Genomic DNA, 21,200 nt, shown 5'->3' on the forward strand with positions numbered 1-21,200 from the left:
ATACGAGGAGTAAACTATCTCCAGCACGATGAAGCGCATCCTCTCCACCGCCGTCGCCACGCTCTGCCTGCTGATTCTCTTCGTCAGCTCGGCGGCTTGTGTTGCGTTGCCGATGTCTCAGGCATCGATGACGGCGGACTCCACGATGCCCTCCACCACGCTTACCGCCCCAGCACACGAGTGCTGCCCATCGCACTCTCCCATGCAGCACAGCAGCATCTCCTGCTGCATCGTGCATCACCAGCCCGCTGTAGCCTCCAGCGATGATGCGTCCAGCGCCTCGCTCGCGATCGCTTCAGCACATCTGACCGGAGTCCTGCTGAACAGTGCAACGGTCGTTCCTCCGGCGAGCAAGAAGACTGGCCCACCGCCACGTCGCCCCGCGCATAACCTTCGTATCTGATCTCTCCTCTGCTCTGAAGAATTCGCCGATGCGTGGCCTCGTCCATCTGCGTCGGTGCTGTCCTTTTTCTCAGACATTCCGGAGAGTTCCACGTGCTATCTCGTAGTCACATTCTTTGCGCGGCAGTGTCCGCCGTTGTTTTATCTCTTGGCACGATCGCATCGGCCCAGCAGCAGCCCCATGATGATCACAACGACATGCCAGGCATGGACATGTCCACTCCCTCTGCGCCCCAGCAGCCCATGAACATGCCCGGCATGCTCATGATGCGTCAGCCCACCAATCTCATCGAGTCACAGCTGAATCACCTCTCCTCCGGCACCAGCTCCGAGCCCGCGTCAACGCCGATGTACATGATGATGGGCCACCACGGGGCATGGATGTGGATGCTCCACGGCGAAGCCTTCGTCACCGACATCCAGCAGAAGGCGGCCTCCACGCCTCAGGGCGAGCGCGGCGGCGACAAGCTCTTTTCGGCCAACTGGATCATGCCGATGGCGATGCGCAGACTCGGCCCAGGACAGCTGACCGTGCGCGCCATGTTCTCACTCGAACCCGCAACAATCTCCGGCAGGCAGTACCCTCTGCTCTTCCAGCAGGGGGAGACGGCCTTCGGCACTCCTATCGTCGACGGCCAGCATCCGCACGACTTCTTCATGGAGGTTGCCGCGCTCTACGACATTCGCCTCAGCGAGCACACGCTGCTCAGCTTCTACGCCGCCCCCATCGGCGATCCGGCGCTTGGCCCCACCTCCTATCCGCATCGCATGTCCGCGTCTGAGAACCCCATCGCCGCACTCGGTCATCACCAGGAGGACTCCACCCACATCGCCTTCAACGTGCTCACCACCGGCTTCACCTGGCGCTGGCTTCGGGCAGAGGTCTCCGGCTTCCACGGCGGCGAACCCGGAGAAGGCCGCTGGCAGTTTCAACCATCGCCCAACGGACTCGCCGTCGATAGCTACTCCACACGGCTGACCTTCGCCCCCAACGCCAACTGGAGCGCGCAGTACTCCATCGGTCACATCACCAGTCCGGAGGCGCTCTATCCTCACGAGGATCAGCAGCGGCAGACGGCCTCCATCATGTACAACCGCCCCTTCGGCTCGCGCGACGCCAACGGTCTTTCGGCGGGAAACTGGTCGAATACGCTCCTCTGGGGGCGCACCAGCTCGCATGGCGTCATGAACAGCTACCTCGCCGAATCCCTGCTGAAGTTCTCCGGACGTAATTATGTCTGGACACGAATTGAAAACGCCGCTCGATCGAGCGAACTGCTCATCCAACCGGGTTCGCCGTTACCGGCCAACTTCGAGGAGGAGTCGATCGGCCACGTCCAGGGCTACAGCTTCGGCTACGATCGCGACTTTCGGATCAGCCGCCACATCATTGCGGCTCCTGGAGCGCAGTTCACCAGCTACACCACACCGGACACGCTCAAATCCGTCTACGGCGATCACCCCTGGGGAGTCGCAGCCTTCGTACGCGTTCGCATCGCGCGATAGTCTCGGAACGCTCCCGGAGATGATTGAATGAAGAGATGATCATCTACGTGGCTACGACGAACCAGGGTAAGCTGCGCGACTTCGCCGCTGCAGCGGCGACGCGCAACCGCGAGCCCATCCAACTCGCTCCTCTGCCCGGCCTGAAAGAGATTCCGGCCCCGGCAGAGGACGAGTCAACCTTTGCCGGAAATGCTCGCATCAAGGCCATCTATTATTCAAAGCTCTCCCCGGGCAACATCGTCATTGCTGACGACTCCGGCCTTCAGGTCGACGCACTCAACGGCGCGCCCGGTGTCCGATCCGCACGGTATGCAGAGGATGAAGGATTCCCAACAGGAGAGACCCTCGACGAGCGCAACAACCTATGCCTGCTTGCCGCCCTGGCAGAGATCCCGGCGACACAGCGCGCCGCCCGCTATCGCTGCGTGCTCTCGGCAGCGCGTGACGGCGCTGTGGTGGCAGAAGGGGACGGAGCGGTAGAAGGCGAGATCCTGGATGCTCCACGCGGAACGCTGGGGTTTGGCTACGACCCTCTCTTTTACCTTCCCTCGCTCGGCAAGACCATGGCAGAGATCGACGCCGCGACCAGGCTGTCTCTCAGTCATCGCGGAGAGGCCTTCCGCCATCTGCTCCGAAACCTCGAAATATAGGCCTAAATTGGTCGCAAATCGCAAAGCGGGAAAATCGCACAAGTAAAGCGATAACCGCACGAAACCCCTTTGATTTCTTGACGCTGGTATCAGCACAGCGGAATAATCAGCCTGCTGCGGAAATCCCGCAAAGTTTCGCACTCCCACTGATCCATCAGACTTTCAAGGAGTTCCATCATGGCAACCGCCGCAACGCCAGCCACACCGCCGCTTCGTGGAGTGCAACCTCTCCGCGCAGGTCAGGGCAACTCCTTCTTCTGGCGCAAGCTGCATTCGCTGACCGGAATTGTGCCGATTGGTGCGTTTTTGATCGAGCACATCGTCTCGAACTTCGAGGCCCTGAACGGCCCGCTCGCCTACGCCCAGCAGGTCAAGTTCCTCAACTCCCTGCCCCTCGTGCGCGTGCTCGAGTGGGGACTCATCTTCATCCCGCTGGCCTATCACGCCCTCTACGGCGTCTTCATCGCCATCCGCGGCCGCTCCAACGTCAACGTCTATCCGTGGGCGGGCAACTGGATGTACCTGTCGCAGCGTGTCACCGGTATCATCGCGCTCCTCTATATCGTCCAGCATCTCTGGCGCCAGCGCTTCACCGGCGTCATGTTGCCCGAGCATCCCGGCGCCGCCTTCCACAAGGTCCAGATGGAGCTCTCCAACCCGTGGATGCTCGCCATCTACGTCGTCGCGATGATCGCCACCACCTGGCATTTCAGCTACGGCATCTGGCTCTTCGCCGCGAAGTGGGGCATCACCCCGGGTGAGAAAGCTCGTAAGACCTTCGGCTACGTCTGTGCCGTCTTCGGCATCGCGCTCTGCCTCATGGGACTCGCCAGCATGTACGCCTTCGTCGGCATGGATAAATACAAGAACGCGCCCGAGGATGTCATGCCTGAGACGACGATGTCAGCTCCTGCAGCCTCTGCGACTGCCCCGTTACCGGCAGTCGCCACAGTCGCATCTTCGAAATAGTTGTGTTAAGGGTACGGCTTCAGCCGTGCCGCAACGCCTGAGATAAAAAGGGGCCTTAGCCCCTGAGGGACAAAAATGGCAGCAGCAACTCCCAGAATCATCGTCGTAGGCGGAGGCCTTGCAGGCCTCTCCGCCGTCATCAAGATCGCCGAGGCTGGCGGCAAGGTCGACCTCTTCTCCATCGTCCCGGTCAAGCGCTCGCACTCCGTCTGCGCCCAGGGCGGCATCAACGCCGCCAAAGACCTCAAGGGCGAGGGTGACACCGTCCTTAAGCACTTCGACGACACCGTCTACGGCGGCGACTTCCTTGCGAACCAGACCCCAGTCAAGAACATGACGGCGCAGGGACCGGCGATCATCGACCTGCTCGACCGCATGGGCGTCCCCTTCAACCGCACCCCCGAAGGCCTGCTGGACTTCCGCCGCTTCGGTGGAACGCTCTATCAGCGCACCGCCTTCGCCGGGGCGACCACCGGCCAGCAGCTGCTCTACGCGCTCGATGAGCAGGTACGCCGCTTCGAGGCCGACGGCAAGGTCACCAAGTACGAAGGCTGGGAGTTCCTCTCCGCCGTCCTCGGCTCCAAGGGAGAATGCCGCGGCATTACCGCGATGGATCTCCGCACCATGGAGCTGCGCACCTTCCCAGCCGACGCCATCATCGTCTGCACCGGCGGCAATGGAGCCATCTTCGGCAAATCCACGAATTCCGTGGTGTGCACCGGCTCCGCTCAGTCGGCGCTCTATCAGCAGGGCGCGTACTACGCCAACGGCGAGTTCATCCAGGTTCACCCCACCGCCATCCCCGGCGAAGACAAGCTGCGTCTCATGTCCGAGTCCGCCCGCGGCGAAGGCGGCCGCGTCTGGGTGCCCAAGGACAAGAACGACAAGCGCGCACCGCAGTCCATCCCTGACTCGGACCGCTGGTACTTCCTCGAGGAGTGGTACCCCAAGTACGGCAACCTGGTTCCCCGCGACGTCGCCACCCGCGCCATCTTCAAGGTGGTCTACGAGCACGACATGGGCATCGACGGCCAGCCGCAGGTTTACCTCGACGTCTCACACCTGCCGCCGTCCAGCCAGCACAAGCTCGAAGGCATCCTCGAGATCTACGAGAAGTTTGTCGGCGACGATCCGCGCAAGGTCCCGATGAAGATCTTCCCCGGCATGCACTACACCATGGGCGGCCTCTGGGTGGACTTCAACCAGCAGACCAACATCCCCGGTGTCTTCGCCGCGGGCGAGGCCGACTACTCCATCCACGGAGCCAACCGCCTCGGAGCTAACTCCCTGCTCTCCTGCATTTATGGCGGCTTCGTCGCCGGTCCGCAGGCCTTGCAGTATGCCAGGGCGCTGCCGGCTCAGGAAGGCGACGGCGGCCACGCTGCCGAGCTGCAGCGCCAGAAGGAGTACAACAACATCCTTCTCAACAACCCCGGCACCGAGAACCCCTTCCGCATCTGGCGCGAGCTGGGCGACACCATGACCAAGCACGCCACCATCATCCGCTATAACAGTGGACTCGATGAGGCCGACGCCAAGATCGTCGAACTGCAGGCGCGTTATCGCAACATCAATCTCTCCGATAAGAGCCAGTGGGCTAACACCAGCTTCGCCTTCGCCCGCCAGCTCTACAACATGCTGGAGCTGGCCCGCGTCATCGTGCAGGGCGCTCGCCTTCGCGACGAGAGCCGCGGAGCCCACTACAAACCGGACTTCCCGGAGCGTAACGACGAGCAGTTCCTGAAGACGACCAAGGCTGCATTCGTCGACGGTGCGCCCAAGTTCGAGCTTGAGGACGTCGACATCAGCCACATCAAACCGCGCCCGCGCCGCTACGACGCTACCGCCTAATACGCTGAAAAGAGAGATCTAGAGAGACACGGCACACGATTCGCAGATGACAGGTATCCCTCCAACTCGTCTTCACCATCTAACCGGTTATGACGGAACTGGAATCGAACATCTTCGTCTTCATCGTGCTGCCGTTGATCTTTCTATCAGTCTGGACCTACGCCTTCCTGTACAACAGGCGTCTTCGTCTAAGAATGCACGAGATGGAAGGTCCCAACGGTCACCTCGACAGCGTGGAAGCCGGAATCCTTGCAGCGATGCAACGGCCGGCAAAGCCAGCGCATACGAGGTAGCACGCGTCCAGGGACTCTCGCCTGAGAGTCTGCGGGAAATGCCTGCGGTAAAGTCAGCCGCGCCCTCCATCCCTGTAACTCCTTCAAGATCGAGGTGTTCTCAGTGAGGCGCGAGAACAACTTCGATATCATTCGTCTTCTCCTCGCAATTGTCGTCGTGCTCTTTCACGTCGGATACATCTGCGGTGCGCCTGTCTTCGCCTCCCTGCCCCACTACTTCAGCGGTCACCTTGCCGTCGAAGGCTTCTTCGCGATCTCCGGCTTCCTGATCTTTGCCAGCTGGGAGCGCTGCTCCGGCATCCGCGACTACACCATCAAGCGCGCCGCCCGCATCCTTCCCGGATACTGGCTGGCTACGCTCTTCTGCCTCGCCATCGCCTTCAGCTACGGCAGTTATCACGTCGGGCGCTTCCTCTTCGCGAATCTCATCTTTGCCAACTTCCTGGCAGGGTCGATTCCCGGGGTCTTTGTCGCAAATCCTGAGCACGGCATGAATGGCGCTCTCTGGACCATCAAGATCGAGGTGATGTTCTACATCGCCGTCCCGATCATCGTCTGGCTCTGCCGCCGTCTCCACCGCGACGCCGTGCTGTGGACGATCTTTGCGCTCTCCATCATCTATCGCGTCGCCATGGCAGAGCACAACACGCTGGCCCTCCAGCTTCCCGGCCAGCTCTCCTTCTTCATGATCGGCGCCCTCATCCACTACCACCTCGACTGGTTCGAGAAGCACGGTAAGTGGATTACCCTCGTCGCGATCCTTTCCTACGTCATCAGCGTCAAATCCGGTTGGTTCGCCTTCCGGCCGGCTGCCGTAGCCACCCTCACGCTCAGCGCCGCCCTGTTGCTGCCTGTCGTCAAAGGCCCCACGCGCTGGGGCGACTTCTCCTACGGCGCCTACGTGCTGCACTGGCCGATCATCCAGATCATCGTCGCCACCGGACTCTTCGCGGTCCGGCCGTGGCTTGCGTTGATTGTCACCTTCATAGCAGTCGCTGTCGGCGCCACCCTCTCGTGGTTCGTTGTCGAAAAGCCATCTCTTGCACTTGCACATTCACGGCGGATCAAGACACCCTATCCCGCCGTCACCCCAAGCTAAGGAAAAACGACTCATGCCAAGCACAATTAAAGTCGAGATCAAGCGTCAGTCCAACCCCGGCACCACACCGACCACCGAGAAGTTCGAGATTCCCTATCGCCCGGGTATGAACATCACCTCGCTGCTCGGCGAGATCGCGCTCAACCCGGTCGATGTTGCAGGCAAACAGACGACGCCAATCACCTACGACTCGAACTGCCTCGAAGAGATCTGCGGCTCCTGCGCCATGCTCATCAACGGCAAGGCGCGCATGGCCTGCTCCGCGCTGGTCGACAAGCTGATGGGCTCCGACATGGCGCAGCCCATCACGCTGGCCCCGCTCTCCAAGTTCCCCGTCGTGCGCGACCTCGCGGTCGATCGCTCCGTGCTCTTCGAGAACCTGAAGAAGGTCAAGGCCTGGGTACCGATCGACGGCACCTACGACCTTGGCTCGGGCCCCAAGCAGTTTCCCCAGGTACAGGAGCAGCGCTATCCGCTCTCCAACTGCATCTCCTGCTGCTGCTGCATGGAGGTCTGCCCCCAGTTCAACGACGTCACCAACTTCGTCGGCGCCGCCACCATCGCGCAGGCCAAGCTCTTCAATATGGACCCCTCCGGTGCCGTGCTCAAGGAAGATCGCCTCCGCGCTCTCTCCGGCGACGGCGGCGTGCAGGAGTGCGGCTTCGCTCAGAACTGCGTCGCAGCCTGCCCCAAGGAGCTGCCCCTCACCGAGGCCATTAGCGACATGGGCCGCGACGTCTTCGTGCAGAAGGTCAAGGACATCTTCACGCGATAGCGCCTGTCAGCCGAATACCCGAAGACGATTTTCATCTTCCGTATTCAACGGCGACGAGATCAATCGCTGGCATCAACAAAGAAAGAGCCCACCATATGGTGGGCTCTTTCATGTAACTCGTCTTATCACTTACTTCGTGAACAGAGTGTTGCCAGGTGTCTTCTGCTCATTGTCGTGGATACGGTTCTCCGCGCGCTTCGCGCTCTGCATCGCAGCATGTTCTACCTTCTGCTGCCCGCTCTTTCCTACCATCGTTGCATCGGCATTTGATTCAACCGCCTCATGAGCAGGACGTGCGCCGGTCTTCGATGAGTTCACTCCGATAGCCATAATCATCACCTCTTACAACAACAGATGAAGGCCTCGCGCCATCAGGTTGCCCTTCTCATTCGTTGCTACAATCGCTTTATTGTTCATGCGCGAGACAACCCTTCACCTCGTCATTCAACCGCATTTCTCCTCAGGCACATACCGTGCCTGCGCCTTGCATGCGACCGCAAAGAAGCAGGAAATCCATCATGGCTGACCCCGCAAAGGTTCACGCAGAAGCCATTGTCATCGATGGACACGCCGACACGCCGCAGCGCTTTCTCGATGAGAGCTGGAACTTCACCGATGCGCTTCATGGCGGCATGCTTAGCTACGATTCCGCTATCGAAGGCAGTCTCAACGCGCAGTTCTTCGCCATCTGGGTCGATCCTCATCATCATCCAGCCGAACACAGCGCACGTCGCACCCTTGAGCTTCTCGACGCCACCCTCGAACAGGTCCAGCGCGCACCAGACAAGCTCGCGCTCTGCCTCAGTGCCGACGACATCCTCGCCGCGCATCGCCAAGGAAAGTTCGCCGTTCTGCTAGGCATCGAAGGCGGTCACTCCATCGAGAACTCGTTGGGACTGTTGCGCAACTACTACCGACTCGGCGTACGCTACATGACCCTCACCTGGTCCAATAGCAATGACTGGGCCGACTCCTCAGGCGACAAGCCGCGCCACAACGGCCTCACCAGCTTCGGCCGCGACGTCATTCGCGAGATGAACCGGCTCGGCATGATGATCGACGTCTCGCACGCCTCCGACAAGACCTTCTGGGATGTCCTCGAGACCACCAGCGTGCCGATCATCGCCTCGCACTCCTCCGCGCGCTCCATCACCGCTGCTCCACGCAACCTGACCGACGAGATGATCCGCGCCGTCGCTAAAAACAACGGCATCGTCATGGTCAACTTCTATCCCGCCTTCATCGACGAGCAGTGGCGAGCCGCCTGGAACGCCTCACGCGCCGAGCGGCAACGCGAGCACGATGCTCTCCAGGCCGAATACAAGGCCCAGGGACAGCCCGTTCCATTCTTCGCCTCGAATCGCATCGACAAAAAATATGCCGAACGCATCGGCCGCGCCCCGTTCGAGGCCCTCATTCAGCACTTCCATCACATCATCCAAATCGCGGGCATCGAACACGTCGGCATCGGCACCGACTTTGACGGCATCCCTCAGGCGCCCGACGGCATCGACTCAGCCGCGGATCTGCCGAAGATTACCGCGGCGCTGATGCAACGCGGCTACACCGCCGCCGACATGCACAGGATTCTCGGACAGAATCTGCTTCGCGTCCTCCGCGAAGTTGAGCAGTCAAAGTCGAAGGCATAAGCCGCCGCATCGCCAGGCTCTGCCATCTCTATTTCGTGGCCACCAGCTTGATCTTGTGAATCTGCACAGGCTCGTCAAGCAGCTCCTCGGCCTTCGCCATCAGCGCCTTGGCAATCGGCCCATTGAGATGGGCATCGCGACCGGCCTCGTCCTCGAAGGTGTCGAAGATGCTGTAGCGGCCATCGTCCTCATCCAGCGCATACCACGTTACGGTTCCCGCCTCCTGGGCTGCCATCCCGGCTCCCTGTTTCAAGAAAGCCTCCAGCTCCTTCTCTTTTCCCGGCTTGGGTTTCAGCGGAACGTACAGCGCAAATTTTGGCATCGCATTCTCCTTGTCTGCATTGGATGCCGAATTGGAACACCACAGTTTCCCCCCTCGTTTGATAAAACGCATCACACCTCGTGATGCAAAAATCGGACGTCACACCGCTCAACACGAGGCGACCTACATGCTCAAACGGCTGCTGTAACCCCTTACGACAAAAGCTGCGCGATTGCCCCATCCCGGCCTCTGCGTTAGCCTGATAGATGGAGTACCGCTTACGCATGATGCTTCGTCACTTTGCACTGGCTCTTGTTCTCAGCACAACCGCTTTGGCCCAGACCACGACCACCCAGACGCCGCAGGCTCCGGCTACCCCGCCGCCATCGTCGGCAGATGCGCTGCCTGATGCCCCTTCGACCACCACGCAGGCCAAGCCTCCCGTCATCCCTACCGGCCCCACGGTCCTCATCGACACCACCATGGGCCGCCTGACGTGCAAGCTCTACGACAAGCAGGCGCCCGCCACCGTCGCCAACTTCATTGGTCTCGCCGAGGGTACCAAGGACTGGACAGATTCCAAGACACTCAAGAAGGTGCACGGTGAACCCTTCTACAACGGCACCACCTTCCATCGTGTCATTCCCGGCTTCATGATCCAGGGCGGCGACCGCGTCGGCAACGGCACCGGCGACCCCGGCTACTACTTCCAGGACGAGTTCGATCCCACGCTCACCTTCAATGAGCCGGGCCGCCTCGCCATGGCCAACTCCGGGCCCAACACCAATGGATCGCAGTTCTTTATCACCGAAGACCCTGTCGAGCAGTTGAATGGCAAGCACACCATCTTCGGTCAGTGCGACTCGCATACCGTCCTGCTCGTCGCCTCCATCGCTCGCGTAGCGCGCAACGCGGAGGACAAGCCCGACACCCCCGTCGTCATCAACAAGATCACCATCGTGCGAGACGGTCAGCCGATCCCGCCCGAGCCCTCTCTTCCCGCAGCCGCCACACCAGCGGCTGCGCCAACCAATTAGCTCCCAGCCTCTCGCATCTCAAGAGAGTGCTCCAACCTTCACATCACAAGGAGAAAAAATGGCACGCAAGCCAGGAACCTACGCAACCTTTAAGACTTCCGAAGGCACCATCGTCACCGAGCTCTTCGAGCAGGACGCTCCCGAGACTGTCAAAAATTTCATCAGTCTCGCCGAAGGCACCAAGGACTGGAACAGCCCCAGCAAGAAGGACTCCAAGCTCTACAACGGCACCGTCTTCCATCGCGTCATCCCCGAGTTCATGATCCAGGGCGGCGACCCCGAAGGCAACGGCATGGGCGGCCCCGGCTACCGCTTCGCCGACGAAACCCGCGGCTCCAAGCACGGCTTCCAGGAGCCCGGCAAGCTGGCCATGGCCAACGCCGGCCCCAACACCAACGGCTCGCAGTTCTTCATCACCGTCGCCGCCACCTCGTGGCTCACCGGCAAGCACACCATCTTCGGCGAAGTCGTCGAGGGCTACGACATCGTCGAGAAGATCTCCAAGGTCTCCCGCGATGGCATGGACCGGCCCAAGACCCCAGTCGTTCTCGAATCCGTCACCATCGAGCGCGTCGCCTAGTCATCCTCCGCAACAGAAGAGAGCCTGCCATCCGTGGCAGGCTCTCTTTCTTTAAAGCCATCAATCCTTACGCGCCTCAGCCAAGCTTCAGTGCTGCATTCGAGCGCGCCGTGATCTCTTCCAGCAGCGCAGTCTCTTCGACCAGCTTCCGTCCCGCAGAAGGCACAATCGCGCGCAGCATCTCGGCCACATCCTTGCGCCCCTGCAGAACATTGATGCCCTTCGCAATCATGCCCAGCATGATGCTCACCGCGGTCGAGGCTCCCGGCGAAGCGCCCAGCAGAGCCGCAATGCTGCCATCCGGCTCGCGAATCACCTCGGTGCCAAACTCGAGCACGCCACCCTTCTCATGGTTCGGCTTGATGATCTGCACGCGTTGACCCGCGATCTCCAGCTTCCAGTCCTCCATCCGCGCCGTCGGCATAAACGTCTGCAGAGACTTCAGCCTGTCCTCCGGCGACTGCATCACCTCGCCGATCAGGTACTTCGTCAACGGAACGTTGTCGATGCCGACCTTGATCAGCGGATACAGATTGTCCGCCTGCACCGACTTCACCAGATCGAGGTACGATCCGCTCTTAAGAAACTTGGTCGAAAATCCCGCGAACGGTCCGAACAGCAGCTCCCTCTTGCCGTCGATCATCCGCGTGTCAAGATGCGGCACCGACATCGGCGGTGCGCCGACCGAAGCCTTCCCATACACCTTCGCGCCATGCCGCTCGATCACCTGCGGATTGACGCAACGCAGCCACTGCCCGCTCACCGGGAAGCCGCCGTAGCCTGCTCCCGCCTTCAGCTTCGCATTCTGCAACAGCAGCAGCGCCGCTCCGCCAGACCCGATAAATACAAACCGGGAGCGGACCTGCGCGCTGACGCCAGCCCGCTCGTCCATCACGGTCGAGCACCACCTGCCGTCGCTCTCACGCTCCAGCTTCAGCACGCGATGTTCAAGATAGACGCTGCCGTTAAAACCATCGAGGAGCTTTCGCGTCAGGCTGCCGAAGTTAACATCCGTACCGCGGTCGACCTTCGTCGCAGCCAGCATCTCGCCACTCGAACGGCCATCCATCAGCAGCGGAGCCCACTCGCCAATCTGCCGTGCGTCCTGGGTAAACTGCATCTGGCGAAACAGCGGATTGCGGCTCATCGCCTCGTAGCGCGCTCGCAGAAAGGCAGCGTTCTTTTCGCCCCACACAAAGCTCATGTGCGGCACGCGCCGGATAAACTCCTCCGGAGCGCCCAGTCGTCCCTGCTCCACCAGATACGTCCAGAAGGCGAGCGATTCCTGAAACTGCTCGTTGATCTTGATCGCCTTCTCGATCGTCACCGAGCCGTCCGCCTTCTCCGGCGTGTAGTTCAGCTCGCACAGCGCAGCATGCCCGGTACCGGCGTTATTCCACGCCTCCGAGCTCTCCGACGCAACACGATCCCTGCTCTCGAACACAGCAATCGAAAGCTCCGGCGCCAGCTGCTTCAGCAGGGTTCCAAGGGTCGCGGACATAATTCCCGCGCCTATCAGCACTACATCAAACTCTTCGCCGGGACCGATCCCCATTCTCTTTCCTCAACCTCAGCGGCAGACAGATACGCGGCAGCAGGCCGGAACATAGGACCAACGCATGCTTCGTCACTTACTGGAATCTATCGTGCAGGCCAGAAATTCACGCCGTTAACACCAGCGCAAAATCGCGCCTCTTTGCCCTCCATGATACGTCGCATGATGTACGGCTGGCACGATATCCGACAATTCCGTGCGTTTATCGATTTCCGCAAAAACAAAGGCGGCAGCTCGATTCCAACTGCCGCCTCGTTCCACCGTGGAGATCATCCCATGTTCTCAATCATGCGCGTGGCGAACTCGCTCGTCTTCGCCTTCGTCGCGCCCTGCATGCCGCGTTCGAAGTCGTACGTCACGAACTTCTGCCCGATCGTCTTCTCCATCGACGACTCGATCAGCCGTGCCGCCTCCGGCCAGCCGATAAAGTCGAACAGCATCACACCCGACAGCATCACCGATCCCGGGTTGATCACATCCTTGTCCGCATACTTCGGAGCCGTGCCGTGCGTCGCCTCGAAGACAGCATAGCCATCGCCGATGTTGCCTCCAGGAGCGATGCCCAGGCCGCCAACCTGCGCCGCAGCGGCGTCCGAGATATAGTCGCCATTCAGATTCGTCGTCGCCAGCACGCTGTAATCCTCGGGACGCAGAATGATCTGCTGGAAGATCGAATCCGCGATGCGATCGTTGATCAGGATCTTCTTCTTCCACCTGCCATCGCCATGTGACGCCCCAATGGAAGCTACGACCTGCTTCACCTCGGCGATAACCTCTTCGCCAAACTCCTTCGCGGCAAACTCGATCCCCGGCTCAATCAGCGCTGCATTCTCCTCAGGCGTCAGCTTCGGATTCGCCTCCAGGTTTCCCAGAATCCAGCTCTCGCGCTCGGTCACTGTCTGCTCGCGGAACTCCTGCGACGCCACCTCATAACCCCACTCGCGAAACGCTCCCTCCGTAAACTTCTGAATGTTGCCCTTGTGCACCAGCGTCACCGTCTTGCGTTCGTTATCCAGCGCATACTGGATCGCCGCCCGCACCAGCCGCTTCGATCCCGTAATCGAGATCGGCTTCACGCCTACGCCTGAATCCGTGCGAATCTTCTTCTTGCCGCCCTTCAGCATCTCGTCGTTTACAAAGCTGATGAACTTCGTCGCCTCCGGTGTCCCCTGGCGGAACTCGATCCCGGCATAAATGTCCTCGGTGTTCTCGCGGAAGATCACGACGTCCAGCTTCTCCGGGTGCTTCACCGGGCTCGGCACACCGGCGTAGTACTTCACCGGCCGCACGCACTGATACAGATCCATCAGCTGCCGCAGAGCCACGTTCAGCGAACGGATGCCGCCACCCACCGGCGTCGTCAGCGGTCCTTTGATCGACACGCGATAGTCCACCGTGGCCTTCACCGTGTCGTCCGGCAGCCAGTTCTGCGTCTGGCGGTACGCCTTCTCTCCAGCCAGCACCTCGAACCACTTCACCTGCCGCCTGCCGCCGTAGGCCTTCGCCACCGCCGCATCGAACACCCTCTGCGAGGCCTTCCAGATATCGCGGCCCGTTCCATCGCCCTCGATAAAAGGAATGATGGGGTTGTCGGGAATCGTGAACTTGCCGTCTGCATACTGAATCGGCGCCCCGTCTTTGGGCACCGCAATCCCGTTGTAACTCTCCTGCATCGCTTATCCTCCCTCAATTTTGAGAGCAACAAGCTACCATCCGCAGGAAACAGGTGGCAATCGCACCCGAACGCAAAGATGCGATTTCACCTGCTTTTCAAATGCAGGGCTACAGGATTACTTCACCAGGTAGTAGTCAATCGTCGCCACAACACGAACCTTCTTCATGATGCTCGCGTCCGGGCTACTCGCCGCACCGCCACCCTCTTCGCCCGGGGCGCCGCTACCCCCATCCGCAGCCGAGATCGAAAATACGCCCTGGTTCGCCGAACGGATCGACCCCACCTCGCTGCCCGAGTCCGCCGCGAACCGGTCCGCCGAGGCGCGCGCATTCTTCGTCGCCTCCGTAATCATGTCCGGCTTCAAGGCGTTCAGCCCGTTGAAGACATACCGAATCCCCTGTCCATACCCGCCGATCACGACGATCCCTGCCTGTAGCAGCTGCGCCGTCTTCTGCCCTGCCTTCGCAATCTTGTCCACATCGTTCGAGCTCGCCGTCACCGTCTGCTGCACGATATACCGCGGCCCGCCGACGTTGTTGGCGACGTACTCATTCGCCTGCTTGTCCGCCACCTGAATCTGCCCCACCGAGATCTCGGCGTCCGTAATCCCCTGCTCCTTGAAAAACTTCAGCACCGCAGCGCGATCTTCTTCGCTCTTCGCATACACCTGCTGCAACTCGTTGCCCGTCTCCTTGAAGCTCACCGGCCATATCGCGCTATCGGACTTCACCGTCCGCTCCACCAGCCCCTTCACCGTGACATAACGATCGGCAAGCCGCGTCTCCTTGATCTGTCTGCCCAGCAGCCACCCGCCGACAACAAGTCCAATCAGCAGACAACCACCCAGAATCCCCGCAGGCCGAACCAACCGATCTTCCGTGAATGACTCCAAGCGAACCTCCCTTGATACAGAAGCAGAATGCTGGACTCTTCAAATCATGTCAACGTCCTTACATCTGCTTGTCTAGTTCAGGCAACGAATAGAGCACAGAAGGTGTATTCCCGCACGGGCTACTCATCCGAATAATGCTCGTTGCGATCTTCATCTCCGTTGGATCACTCACTGTCCCGACAATGATAAGGGAGGAACCATCGTCCATGGCAAACATCGCCTGCACCCGATTCCCCACAACGTTGCTCAGTCCTCCAGTCGTTGTGCCTGTCGTGAAACAAGGCGATCCCTGCACCTTGATACTGCCCGTCAGAACCCCGTTCCCTGAGATCGTCTTCTCCGAAACCACGTCGGTCGTCGTTCCACCTTGCTGCAGCGTCAACTCCACAGTCATCGGACCCACCGTCGAGCTTCCGCTTGGAAGAGGGGGCATCGGGGTCGCCGTCCCCACATAGACTCCGCCGACCAGAGGCAGATACGTCGCCGTAAACGAGTCCGTTACCGTCTCGTTACAGCCCTGAAGAAAGCGGGAGGAAAAATCCATGAACGTCAATGCATAAGTCCCAGACCACGGCGAACCCAGCGTTCCAGGAGCCTTCCCTTTTATCGTTGCAGCCGTCGGAAGGCCTGCCTGGCTCTGTAAATTAAACGTCCCGTCCTGGGCGACCGTGCCGCTGAGCGCCGTCGAGATGCCTGAATTCAAAATGGCTCCAGTGATGCCTGTACTCAGAGTGGCTCCACAAAAGCGGTTTCCATAGCCTGCCGCGACCACGTTGTCTCCCACCACATCCACCGTCAGCGCCAGTCGAAGCTTCTCCCCACTCGTGCTGCTGAACGACTCAGTCGGGGCAGCCGCCGTGATCAACCAGTTGCCCGAGAGCGCGCTCGCTGGATTGACCGGAACCGGCGTCGCCGTCGCAGGAGCAGCTACCGGTGCCGTACTGCCCCCACATCCACTAAGTAGCATGACTGCTACACCAACAACAGCTATCCATCGACCGGGTACGTGCATATCGCCTGAAATTTAGCACGACCACCCCTGCGCATCCATGAAATTAAACAGAGAGGCCGGCGATCTCTCGCCGGCCTCGTACAACTCCCTGCCCTGATTTAGAAGATGTTCCAGAGCAGCTGGTTATAGACATCGTGGTGGAACTGAACCTCGGACGACTTGACGATCGTGCCCAGCAGACGCGGGCAACGGTCGGCCGAAGCCTGCTTCAGGTCCGCATAGCGGCCGGCAACATCGGCGCCCAGCAACTTCGAGTTCCACTCCGCAGCACGGAAGTTCTCGATCGCGGTGTAGACGTTGTCCGGCAGGTAACGCTCGGCCTGGCGCAGGTTCTTGATCTTCGACAGATCGCCCTGCAGGCCGGTCTTGAAGATCGAGTACAGCACCATGTAGGGGTTCGCATCCGGGCCAACCGAACGAACCTCGACGCGCGCCGACTTCTCGTTGCCGATCGGAATACGAACCATCGAGCCACGATCCGTCGCCGAAGCCTTGATCTGGTTCGGAGCTTCGAAGTGCGGGTCCAGGCGGCGATACGAGTTCACGCTGGCATTCAAAAGCAGGCAAAGATCGTTGCCGTGCGTCAGGATGCGGTCCGTAAACTGCCACGCCAGCTTGGAGATCTTCTCCTCGCCCTTCGGATCCCAGAACAGGTTCTTGCCGTTCTTCGTGATCGAGACGTTGGTGTGCATGCCCGAACCGTTCACGCCGGTCACCGGCTTCGGCAGGAAGCTCGCCGTCATGCCCATCTGGGTTGCGATCTGGCGGCAGATCAGCTTGTACAGCTGAATCTGGTCGGCAGCAGCCACCACGTCGCCATAGGTGTAGTTGATCTCGAACTGCGAGGGAGCAACCTCAGGATGATCCTTTTCGTTCTCGAAGCCCATCGCGCGCTGAACCTCAGCGGTCGTGTCGATGAACTCACGCAGCGGGTCGCCCGGCAGCGAGTGGTAGTAGCCACCCTTGTTGACGTACTCGAACACGCCCGTCTCGTGGAAGCTGCGCTCCGCGTCGATCCCTTCGAACAGGAAGCCCTCGATCTCGTTGGCCGCGTTCAGCGTGTAGCCGTTAGACGCAAACTGCTCGTTGGCAAACTGCTTCAGCACGCCGCGAATGTCAGCAGAGTACGTGCCGCCGTTCTTGTCGATCACCTCGCCGAAGACCAGGACCTTGCCCGCGCCAAACACATCGGCGGGCGCCCAGTAGAACGCGCTCCAGTCGATGCCGAGGCGAAGATCGCTCTCACGCTGCGCCGTAAAGCCGCGGATCGACGACCCGTCGAACGTCAGGTTGTCGTAGCTCTTCACCAGAAACTTCTTATCGTAGTCCAGCATGTGCAGCCGGCCTTCGAGATCGCTGAACAGAACCGTCACCGCCTTGATGCGGCGCTCGTCGGTCAGGTACTTCAACCGCTCTTCCTGGATCACATCGATCGGAACACGCTTCTTGCGCTGTTCCTTTGCTGCAAGGTTCAGGTCTTCTAGCTCTGAGTAAGAAAGTTCCAGGAAGTCACGAAATTCGCTCAACGTCTTGCTCCTTCGGCATGGTGAAATACACGACTGCGTGGTCGGCTCAGTGTGTTTGAAAGGTTGGAATGGCAGGACTCCCTGGCGACGTGGGCAGAAAATCCTAACCCTTTCAAGCTAACAGAAATTTCATACACGGCGAAGTGGTTTCACCCCTCCAGGAGAGCAAATTACCCGCAGGATGCCTATAAAATAGTGGATGACTGCCATGACGATGACCTCCAGCAAATCCAGCATCAAGCGCGTCGCCCTCATCCAGATGTCCTGCGACCCGGATACCCGCGTCAACCTCGATAAAGCCGCAGAGCGCGTCTACGAAGCCGCCCGACAGGGTGCCACCCTCGTCTGCCTGCCCGAGCTCTTCCGAGCGCAATATTTCTGCCAGCGCGAAGACCACGCCCTCTTCGATATCGCCGAGTCCATCCCCGGCCCCTCGACTGACATCCTCACCCGCGTCTGCCAGGAGACCGGCGTCGTCCTCGTCGCCTCGCTCTTTGAACGTCGAGCCCCGGGCCTCTATCACAACACCGCCGTCACCATCGAGAAGGACGGCCGCATCGCCGACATGTATCGCAAGATGCATATCCCCGACGACCCGCTCTACTACGAGAAGTTCTACTTCACCCCCGGCGACCTCGGCTTCAAGTCCACCCAGACCTCGCAGGGCCCCGTCGGAACCCTCGTCTGCTGGGACCAGTGGTATCCCGAAGGTGCCCGTCTCACCGCCCTCCGCGGCGCAGAGGTCCTCTTCTTCCCCACCGCCATCGGCTGGCACCCCTCCGAGAAAGAGGAGTTCGGCACCGCGCAGTACGACGCCTGGCAGACAGCCCAGCGCGCCCACGCCATCGCCAACGGAGTCTTCGTCTGCTCCGTCAACCGCGTCGGCCACGAGCACGGCGACGTCAAGTTCAAGACCACCGCCTCCGACGGCAACCCTGCCACCGTCGAACTCCACGGCCCCGGCGACCACACGCCCCAATCCGGCATCGAGTTCTGGGGAGGCAGCTTCATCGCCGACCCCTTCGGCCGCATCCTCGCCCAGGCCAGCCACGACAAGGAAGAGATCCTCATCGCCGACCTCGACACCAAACTCATCGAGATCACCCGCCAGCACTGGCCCTTCCTGCGCGACCGCCGCATCGACGCCTACGAAGGCATCGCCAGGCGTTTCCTGGATTAGCGGCTAACGTCCTTTGATGATTTCGGACAAGTAACAACTCGACCCTATCGGCGGTGGACTTGCCACAATCGGGTGCCCCATTCATGCAGTCTCATCGCATGAGTGGGCATTCGCGCAAAGCGCGAACCAGCTTCCGGCTTAGCTCACCGCAGATCTGAATTAAGTCGTTGCATCACAGAAGAGCTTCGGACAAATGCACCGCCGCTCACTTCGAGCCATAGAAGCTGTAGGTAGCCGTATACGGAACACGAATCGACTGCCCCACATGCTGCGCATCGCACCCTGTGGCAGGAGCGTTGCCGCCATGTGTCTCTGACCGGCGAATCCACGCAATCGCTGAGAGCGCACCCGAACCCGCTTTTCCCGGCGTAGCCTCCAGCAGCAGCCAGGGAATGCTGTCGGCATCCGGAGAAGGCGTCTTCTCCCTGACTCTCCCGGTGACTACGCTCCCGTCCTTCCACGTCCATTCAGGCCCGGCGCCGTGTGTTCCCACCTGCTCGTGCGTAGCGACGTCGAAGAGTTGCGCCTCAGGCGCCCGAAAGACCCAGACGAACTTCGACTCCTGCGGCCCACAGTCGTAGATCTGTACGCCGCGCCCCTCCACCACGTAAACCGGATGAGCCGTAGGGGAAGGCGTCACCGGGCTCACACCCTGCTGCGCAAGCGACAAGAGAAAAAACGAGATCGTAGCCCACATTGCGCCTCAAGCTTACCATCCACCCGATAGCCACCCGGAACGTCTTCCCGTACGTGGTTTCCGCCCACCCGGCAGAAACCTGTCAAGCCCTAAAACTCAATCAAAAAGATGAGGTATTCATTGTAAATAATACAAACAAACAGCTTATTCAGCATTCAATCCACCAGGAGCAGCCTGCCGATCCGCCCTTCTGAAAACTCTAAAATAGAAACAGTAGAGGGAGAAGAAGAAGGCATCGCATGCAAGTCCTTTCTTTTGAAGATTTTGCATATAAGCCACTTGAAATCAAGATTTTACGAAAATCATCTCCGATAAAGCCTTTCTTTATAAGATTTTGCAGGATTTGATACGGGGGTAGCCCCCATCCATACGCCCGGCTAACTATGATTGCCATCATGGACCTCGCAGCGATTCAGGCAGCTCTTCGCGACCAGCAACTCGACGGCTGGCTCTTCTACGACCACCACTACCGCGACCCGCTGGCTTACCGCATCCTCTCGCTCGGCGAAGGTCTCCACGTCACCCGCCGCTGGTTCTACTTCATCCCCGCGACGGGCGAGCCCAGGAAGCTGGTCCACCGCATCGAGTCCGGCCGCCTCGACACGTTGCCCGGCTCCAAAGCCGTCTACTCCTCCTGGCAGGAGCTGGCCGCGCAGATCACCGCCCTCACCGAAGGCGCGACGAAGATCGCCATGCAGTACTCGCCCAACAACGCGATCATGTATGTCTCGCTGGTCGACGCAGGCACCATCGAGCTGATCCGCTCGCTCGGAAAACAGGTTGTAACCTCCGCCGACCTCGTCAGCCAGTTCGAGGCCGTCCTCACCGACGAGCAGATCGCCACGCACTACATCGCGCAGGAGAAGATCGACGTCGTCCTGGCCGCCGCCTGGCAGGAGATCGGCCGCCGCGTCGCCAGCGGAGGCACCCACGAGCACGCCATGGTTGAATGGCTCTCCGAGGCCATGGCCCGCGAGAACATCGTCTGGGAGCACGGTCCCAACGTAAGCTCCGGCGCCAACTCCGCCGACTCGCACTACGAGCCCACCGCAGCCAGCTCAAAGCCGATTCGCAAGGGCGACTTCGTACTCATCGACATCTGGGGCAAAATCGACCGGCCCGACGCCTGCTTCTACGACATCACCTGGACCGGCGTCGTCGGCCGCGAGCCCTCCGCCAAAGAGCAGCTCATCTTTGAGACCGTCCGCGACGCACGCGACGCCGCAATTCAGACGGTTGAAGCCGCCTTCGCTGCCAACATCCCCATCGCCGGCTGGCAGGCCGACGACGCCTCCCGCAACGTCATTGCCGCCGCCGGCTTCAAGGACTGGTTCACCCACCGCACTGGACACAACATCGGTGCCGAGCTGCACGGCAATGGAGCCAACCTCGACAATCTCGAGACCCACGACGAGCGGCTGATCCTGCCCAAGACCTGCTTCTCCGTCGAACCCGGCCTCTACTTCCCCGGCGAGTTCGGCGTTCGCAGCGAGGTCGACATGATCGCCCTGCCAGGCAAAGCATCCGTGACTGGCCGCCTCCAGACCGAGCTCGTTCGCATCTGAACGCAGACATACTGCAACACGCATG

The 21,200-nt window shown here is 60.4% G+C and carries 21 protein-coding genes; 13 read left to right on the forward strand and 8 right to left on the reverse strand.

Going from position 1 to position 21,200, the window contains the following annotated elements; genetic code table 11:
- Positions 1-28: 28 nt before the first annotated feature.
- From PW789_RS03415 to sdhB, 8 genes are all read left to right on the forward strand, one after another.
- Positions 29-403, forward strand: a complete 375-nt coding sequence (locus PW789_RS03415; RefSeq protein ID WP_299371286.1) for a hypothetical protein — start codon at positions 29-31, stop codon at positions 401-403.
- Positions 404-615: 212 nt separating this feature from the next.
- Positions 616-1,908: a hypothetical protein gene (locus PW789_RS03420; protein WP_299371289.1), complete on the forward strand. Its 1,293-nt coding sequence runs from the start codon at positions 616-618 to the stop codon at positions 1,906-1,908.
- A gap of 23 nt (positions 1,909-1,931) precedes the next feature.
- Positions 1,932-2,558, forward strand: coding sequence for a non-canonical purine NTP pyrophosphatase (locus PW789_RS03425; protein WP_367182466.1), 627 nt, complete (start codon positions 1,932-1,934; stop codon positions 2,556-2,558).
- Positions 2,559-2,735: 177 nt separating this feature from the next.
- Positions 2,736-3,527, forward strand: coding sequence for a succinate dehydrogenase (locus tag PW789_RS03430; protein ID WP_299371292.1), 792 nt, complete (start codon positions 2,736-2,738; stop codon positions 3,525-3,527).
- A 75-nt stretch (positions 3,528-3,602) separates the two neighbouring features.
- Entirely contained in the window at positions 3,603-5,378 is a 1,776-nt protein-coding gene (gene sdhA, locus PW789_RS03435) for a succinate dehydrogenase flavoprotein subunit (RefSeq protein ID WP_299371295.1), read from the forward strand.
- Positions 5,379-5,467: 89 nt separating this feature from the next.
- Positions 5,468-5,671 (forward strand): hypothetical protein, encoded by a 204-nt coding sequence (locus PW789_RS03440; RefSeq protein WP_299371298.1) that lies wholly within the window; start codon positions 5,468-5,470, stop codon positions 5,669-5,671.
- A 103-nt stretch (positions 5,672-5,774) separates the two neighbouring features.
- Positions 5,775-6,770, forward strand: a complete 996-nt coding sequence (locus PW789_RS03445) for an acyltransferase (RefSeq protein WP_299371301.1) — start codon at positions 5,775-5,777, stop codon at positions 6,768-6,770.
- A gap of 13 nt (positions 6,771-6,783) precedes the next feature.
- Complete coding sequence (gene sdhB, locus PW789_RS03450) at positions 6,784-7,545, forward strand: succinate dehydrogenase iron-sulfur subunit (RefSeq protein ID WP_299371304.1); 762 nt, start codon at positions 6,784-6,786, stop codon at positions 7,543-7,545.
- Positions 7,546-7,674: 129 nt separating this feature from the next.
- Here sdhB and PW789_RS03455 read toward each other — a convergent pair whose 3' ends face one another.
- On the reverse strand, positions 7,675-7,875 hold the full coding sequence (locus tag PW789_RS03455) for a hypothetical protein (RefSeq protein WP_299371306.1): 201 nt from the start codon (positions 7,873-7,875) through the stop codon (positions 7,675-7,677).
- Positions 7,876-8,063: 188 nt separating this feature from the next.
- On the opposite strand from PW789_RS03455, the gene PW789_RS03460 reads away from it, so the two are divergent.
- Positions 8,064-9,194: a dipeptidase gene (locus PW789_RS03460; protein WP_299371309.1), complete on the forward strand. Its 1,131-nt coding sequence runs from the start codon at positions 8,064-8,066 to the stop codon at positions 9,192-9,194.
- A 28-nt stretch (positions 9,195-9,222) separates the two neighbouring features.
- Here the strand turns inward: PW789_RS03460 and PW789_RS03465 are convergent, their stop codons facing one another.
- Positions 9,223-9,516: an antibiotic biosynthesis monooxygenase gene (locus tag PW789_RS03465; protein ID WP_299371313.1), complete on the reverse strand. Its 294-nt coding sequence runs from the start codon at positions 9,514-9,516 to the stop codon at positions 9,223-9,225.
- A 224-nt stretch (positions 9,517-9,740) separates the two neighbouring features.
- On the opposite strand from PW789_RS03465, the gene PW789_RS03470 reads away from it, so the two are divergent.
- Together PW789_RS03470 and PW789_RS03475 are read left to right on the forward strand one after the other, a co-directional pair.
- Positions 9,741-10,493, forward strand: a complete 753-nt coding sequence (locus PW789_RS03470; RefSeq protein ID WP_299371316.1) for a peptidylprolyl isomerase — start codon at positions 9,741-9,743, stop codon at positions 10,491-10,493.
- Positions 10,494-10,551: 58 nt separating this feature from the next.
- Positions 10,552-11,073 (forward strand): peptidylprolyl isomerase, encoded by a 522-nt coding sequence (locus PW789_RS03475; protein WP_299371319.1) that lies wholly within the window; start codon positions 10,552-10,554, stop codon positions 11,071-11,073.
- Positions 11,074-11,149: 76 nt separating this feature from the next.
- On the opposite strand, the gene mqo is transcribed toward PW789_RS03475, so the two are convergent.
- The 5 genes from mqo to PW789_RS03500 form a co-directional block, all read right to left on the reverse strand.
- Positions 11,150-12,628 carry a malate dehydrogenase (quinone) gene (gene mqo, locus PW789_RS03480; RefSeq protein ID WP_299371322.1) on the reverse strand — a complete coding sequence of 493 codons (1,479 nt, stop codon included), beginning with the start codon at positions 12,626-12,628 and terminating at the stop codon, positions 11,150-11,152.
- A 269-nt stretch (positions 12,629-12,897) separates the two neighbouring features.
- On the reverse strand, positions 12,898-14,301 hold the full coding sequence (locus tag PW789_RS03485; protein ID WP_299371326.1) for an NADP-dependent isocitrate dehydrogenase: 1,404 nt from the start codon (positions 14,299-14,301) through the stop codon (positions 12,898-12,900).
- A 117-nt stretch (positions 14,302-14,418) separates the two neighbouring features.
- Positions 14,419-15,195: an SIMPL domain-containing protein gene (locus PW789_RS03490; RefSeq protein ID WP_299371328.1), complete on the reverse strand. Its 777-nt coding sequence runs from the start codon at positions 15,193-15,195 to the stop codon at positions 14,419-14,421.
- A 58-nt stretch (positions 15,196-15,253) separates the two neighbouring features.
- Positions 15,254-16,162: a hypothetical protein gene (locus PW789_RS03495; RefSeq protein ID WP_299371330.1), complete on the reverse strand. Its 909-nt coding sequence runs from the start codon at positions 16,160-16,162 to the stop codon at positions 15,254-15,256.
- A gap of 143 nt (positions 16,163-16,305) precedes the next feature.
- Complete coding sequence (locus tag PW789_RS03500; protein ID WP_299371332.1) at positions 16,306-17,733, reverse strand: glutamine synthetase family protein; 1,428 nt, start codon at positions 17,731-17,733, stop codon at positions 16,306-16,308.
- A 214-nt stretch (positions 17,734-17,947) separates the two neighbouring features.
- Between PW789_RS03500 and PW789_RS03505 the strand changes: the two genes are divergently transcribed.
- The gene (locus PW789_RS03505; RefSeq protein ID WP_299371638.1) at positions 17,948-18,913 is read left to right on the forward strand and encodes a carbon-nitrogen hydrolase; all 966 of its coding nucleotides are present in this window, start codon (positions 17,948-17,950) and stop codon (positions 18,911-18,913) included.
- A 205-nt stretch (positions 18,914-19,118) separates the two neighbouring features.
- On the opposite strand, the gene PW789_RS03510 is transcribed toward PW789_RS03505, so the two are convergent.
- Positions 19,119-19,610, reverse strand: coding sequence for a DUF3455 domain-containing protein (locus PW789_RS03510; protein WP_299371334.1), 492 nt, complete (start codon positions 19,608-19,610; stop codon positions 19,119-19,121).
- A gap of 395 nt (positions 19,611-20,005) precedes the next feature.
- On the opposite strand from PW789_RS03510, the gene PW789_RS03515 reads away from it, so the two are divergent.
- Positions 20,006-21,175, forward strand: a complete 1,170-nt coding sequence (locus PW789_RS03515) for a Xaa-Pro peptidase family protein (protein WP_299371336.1) — start codon at positions 20,006-20,008, stop codon at positions 21,173-21,175.
- Positions 21,176-21,200 lie beyond the last annotated feature (25 nt).

It is taken from the genome of Edaphobacter sp. (assembly GCF_028283685.1).
Lineage (GTDB): Bacteria > Acidobacteriota > Terriglobia > Terriglobales > Acidobacteriaceae > Edaphobacter.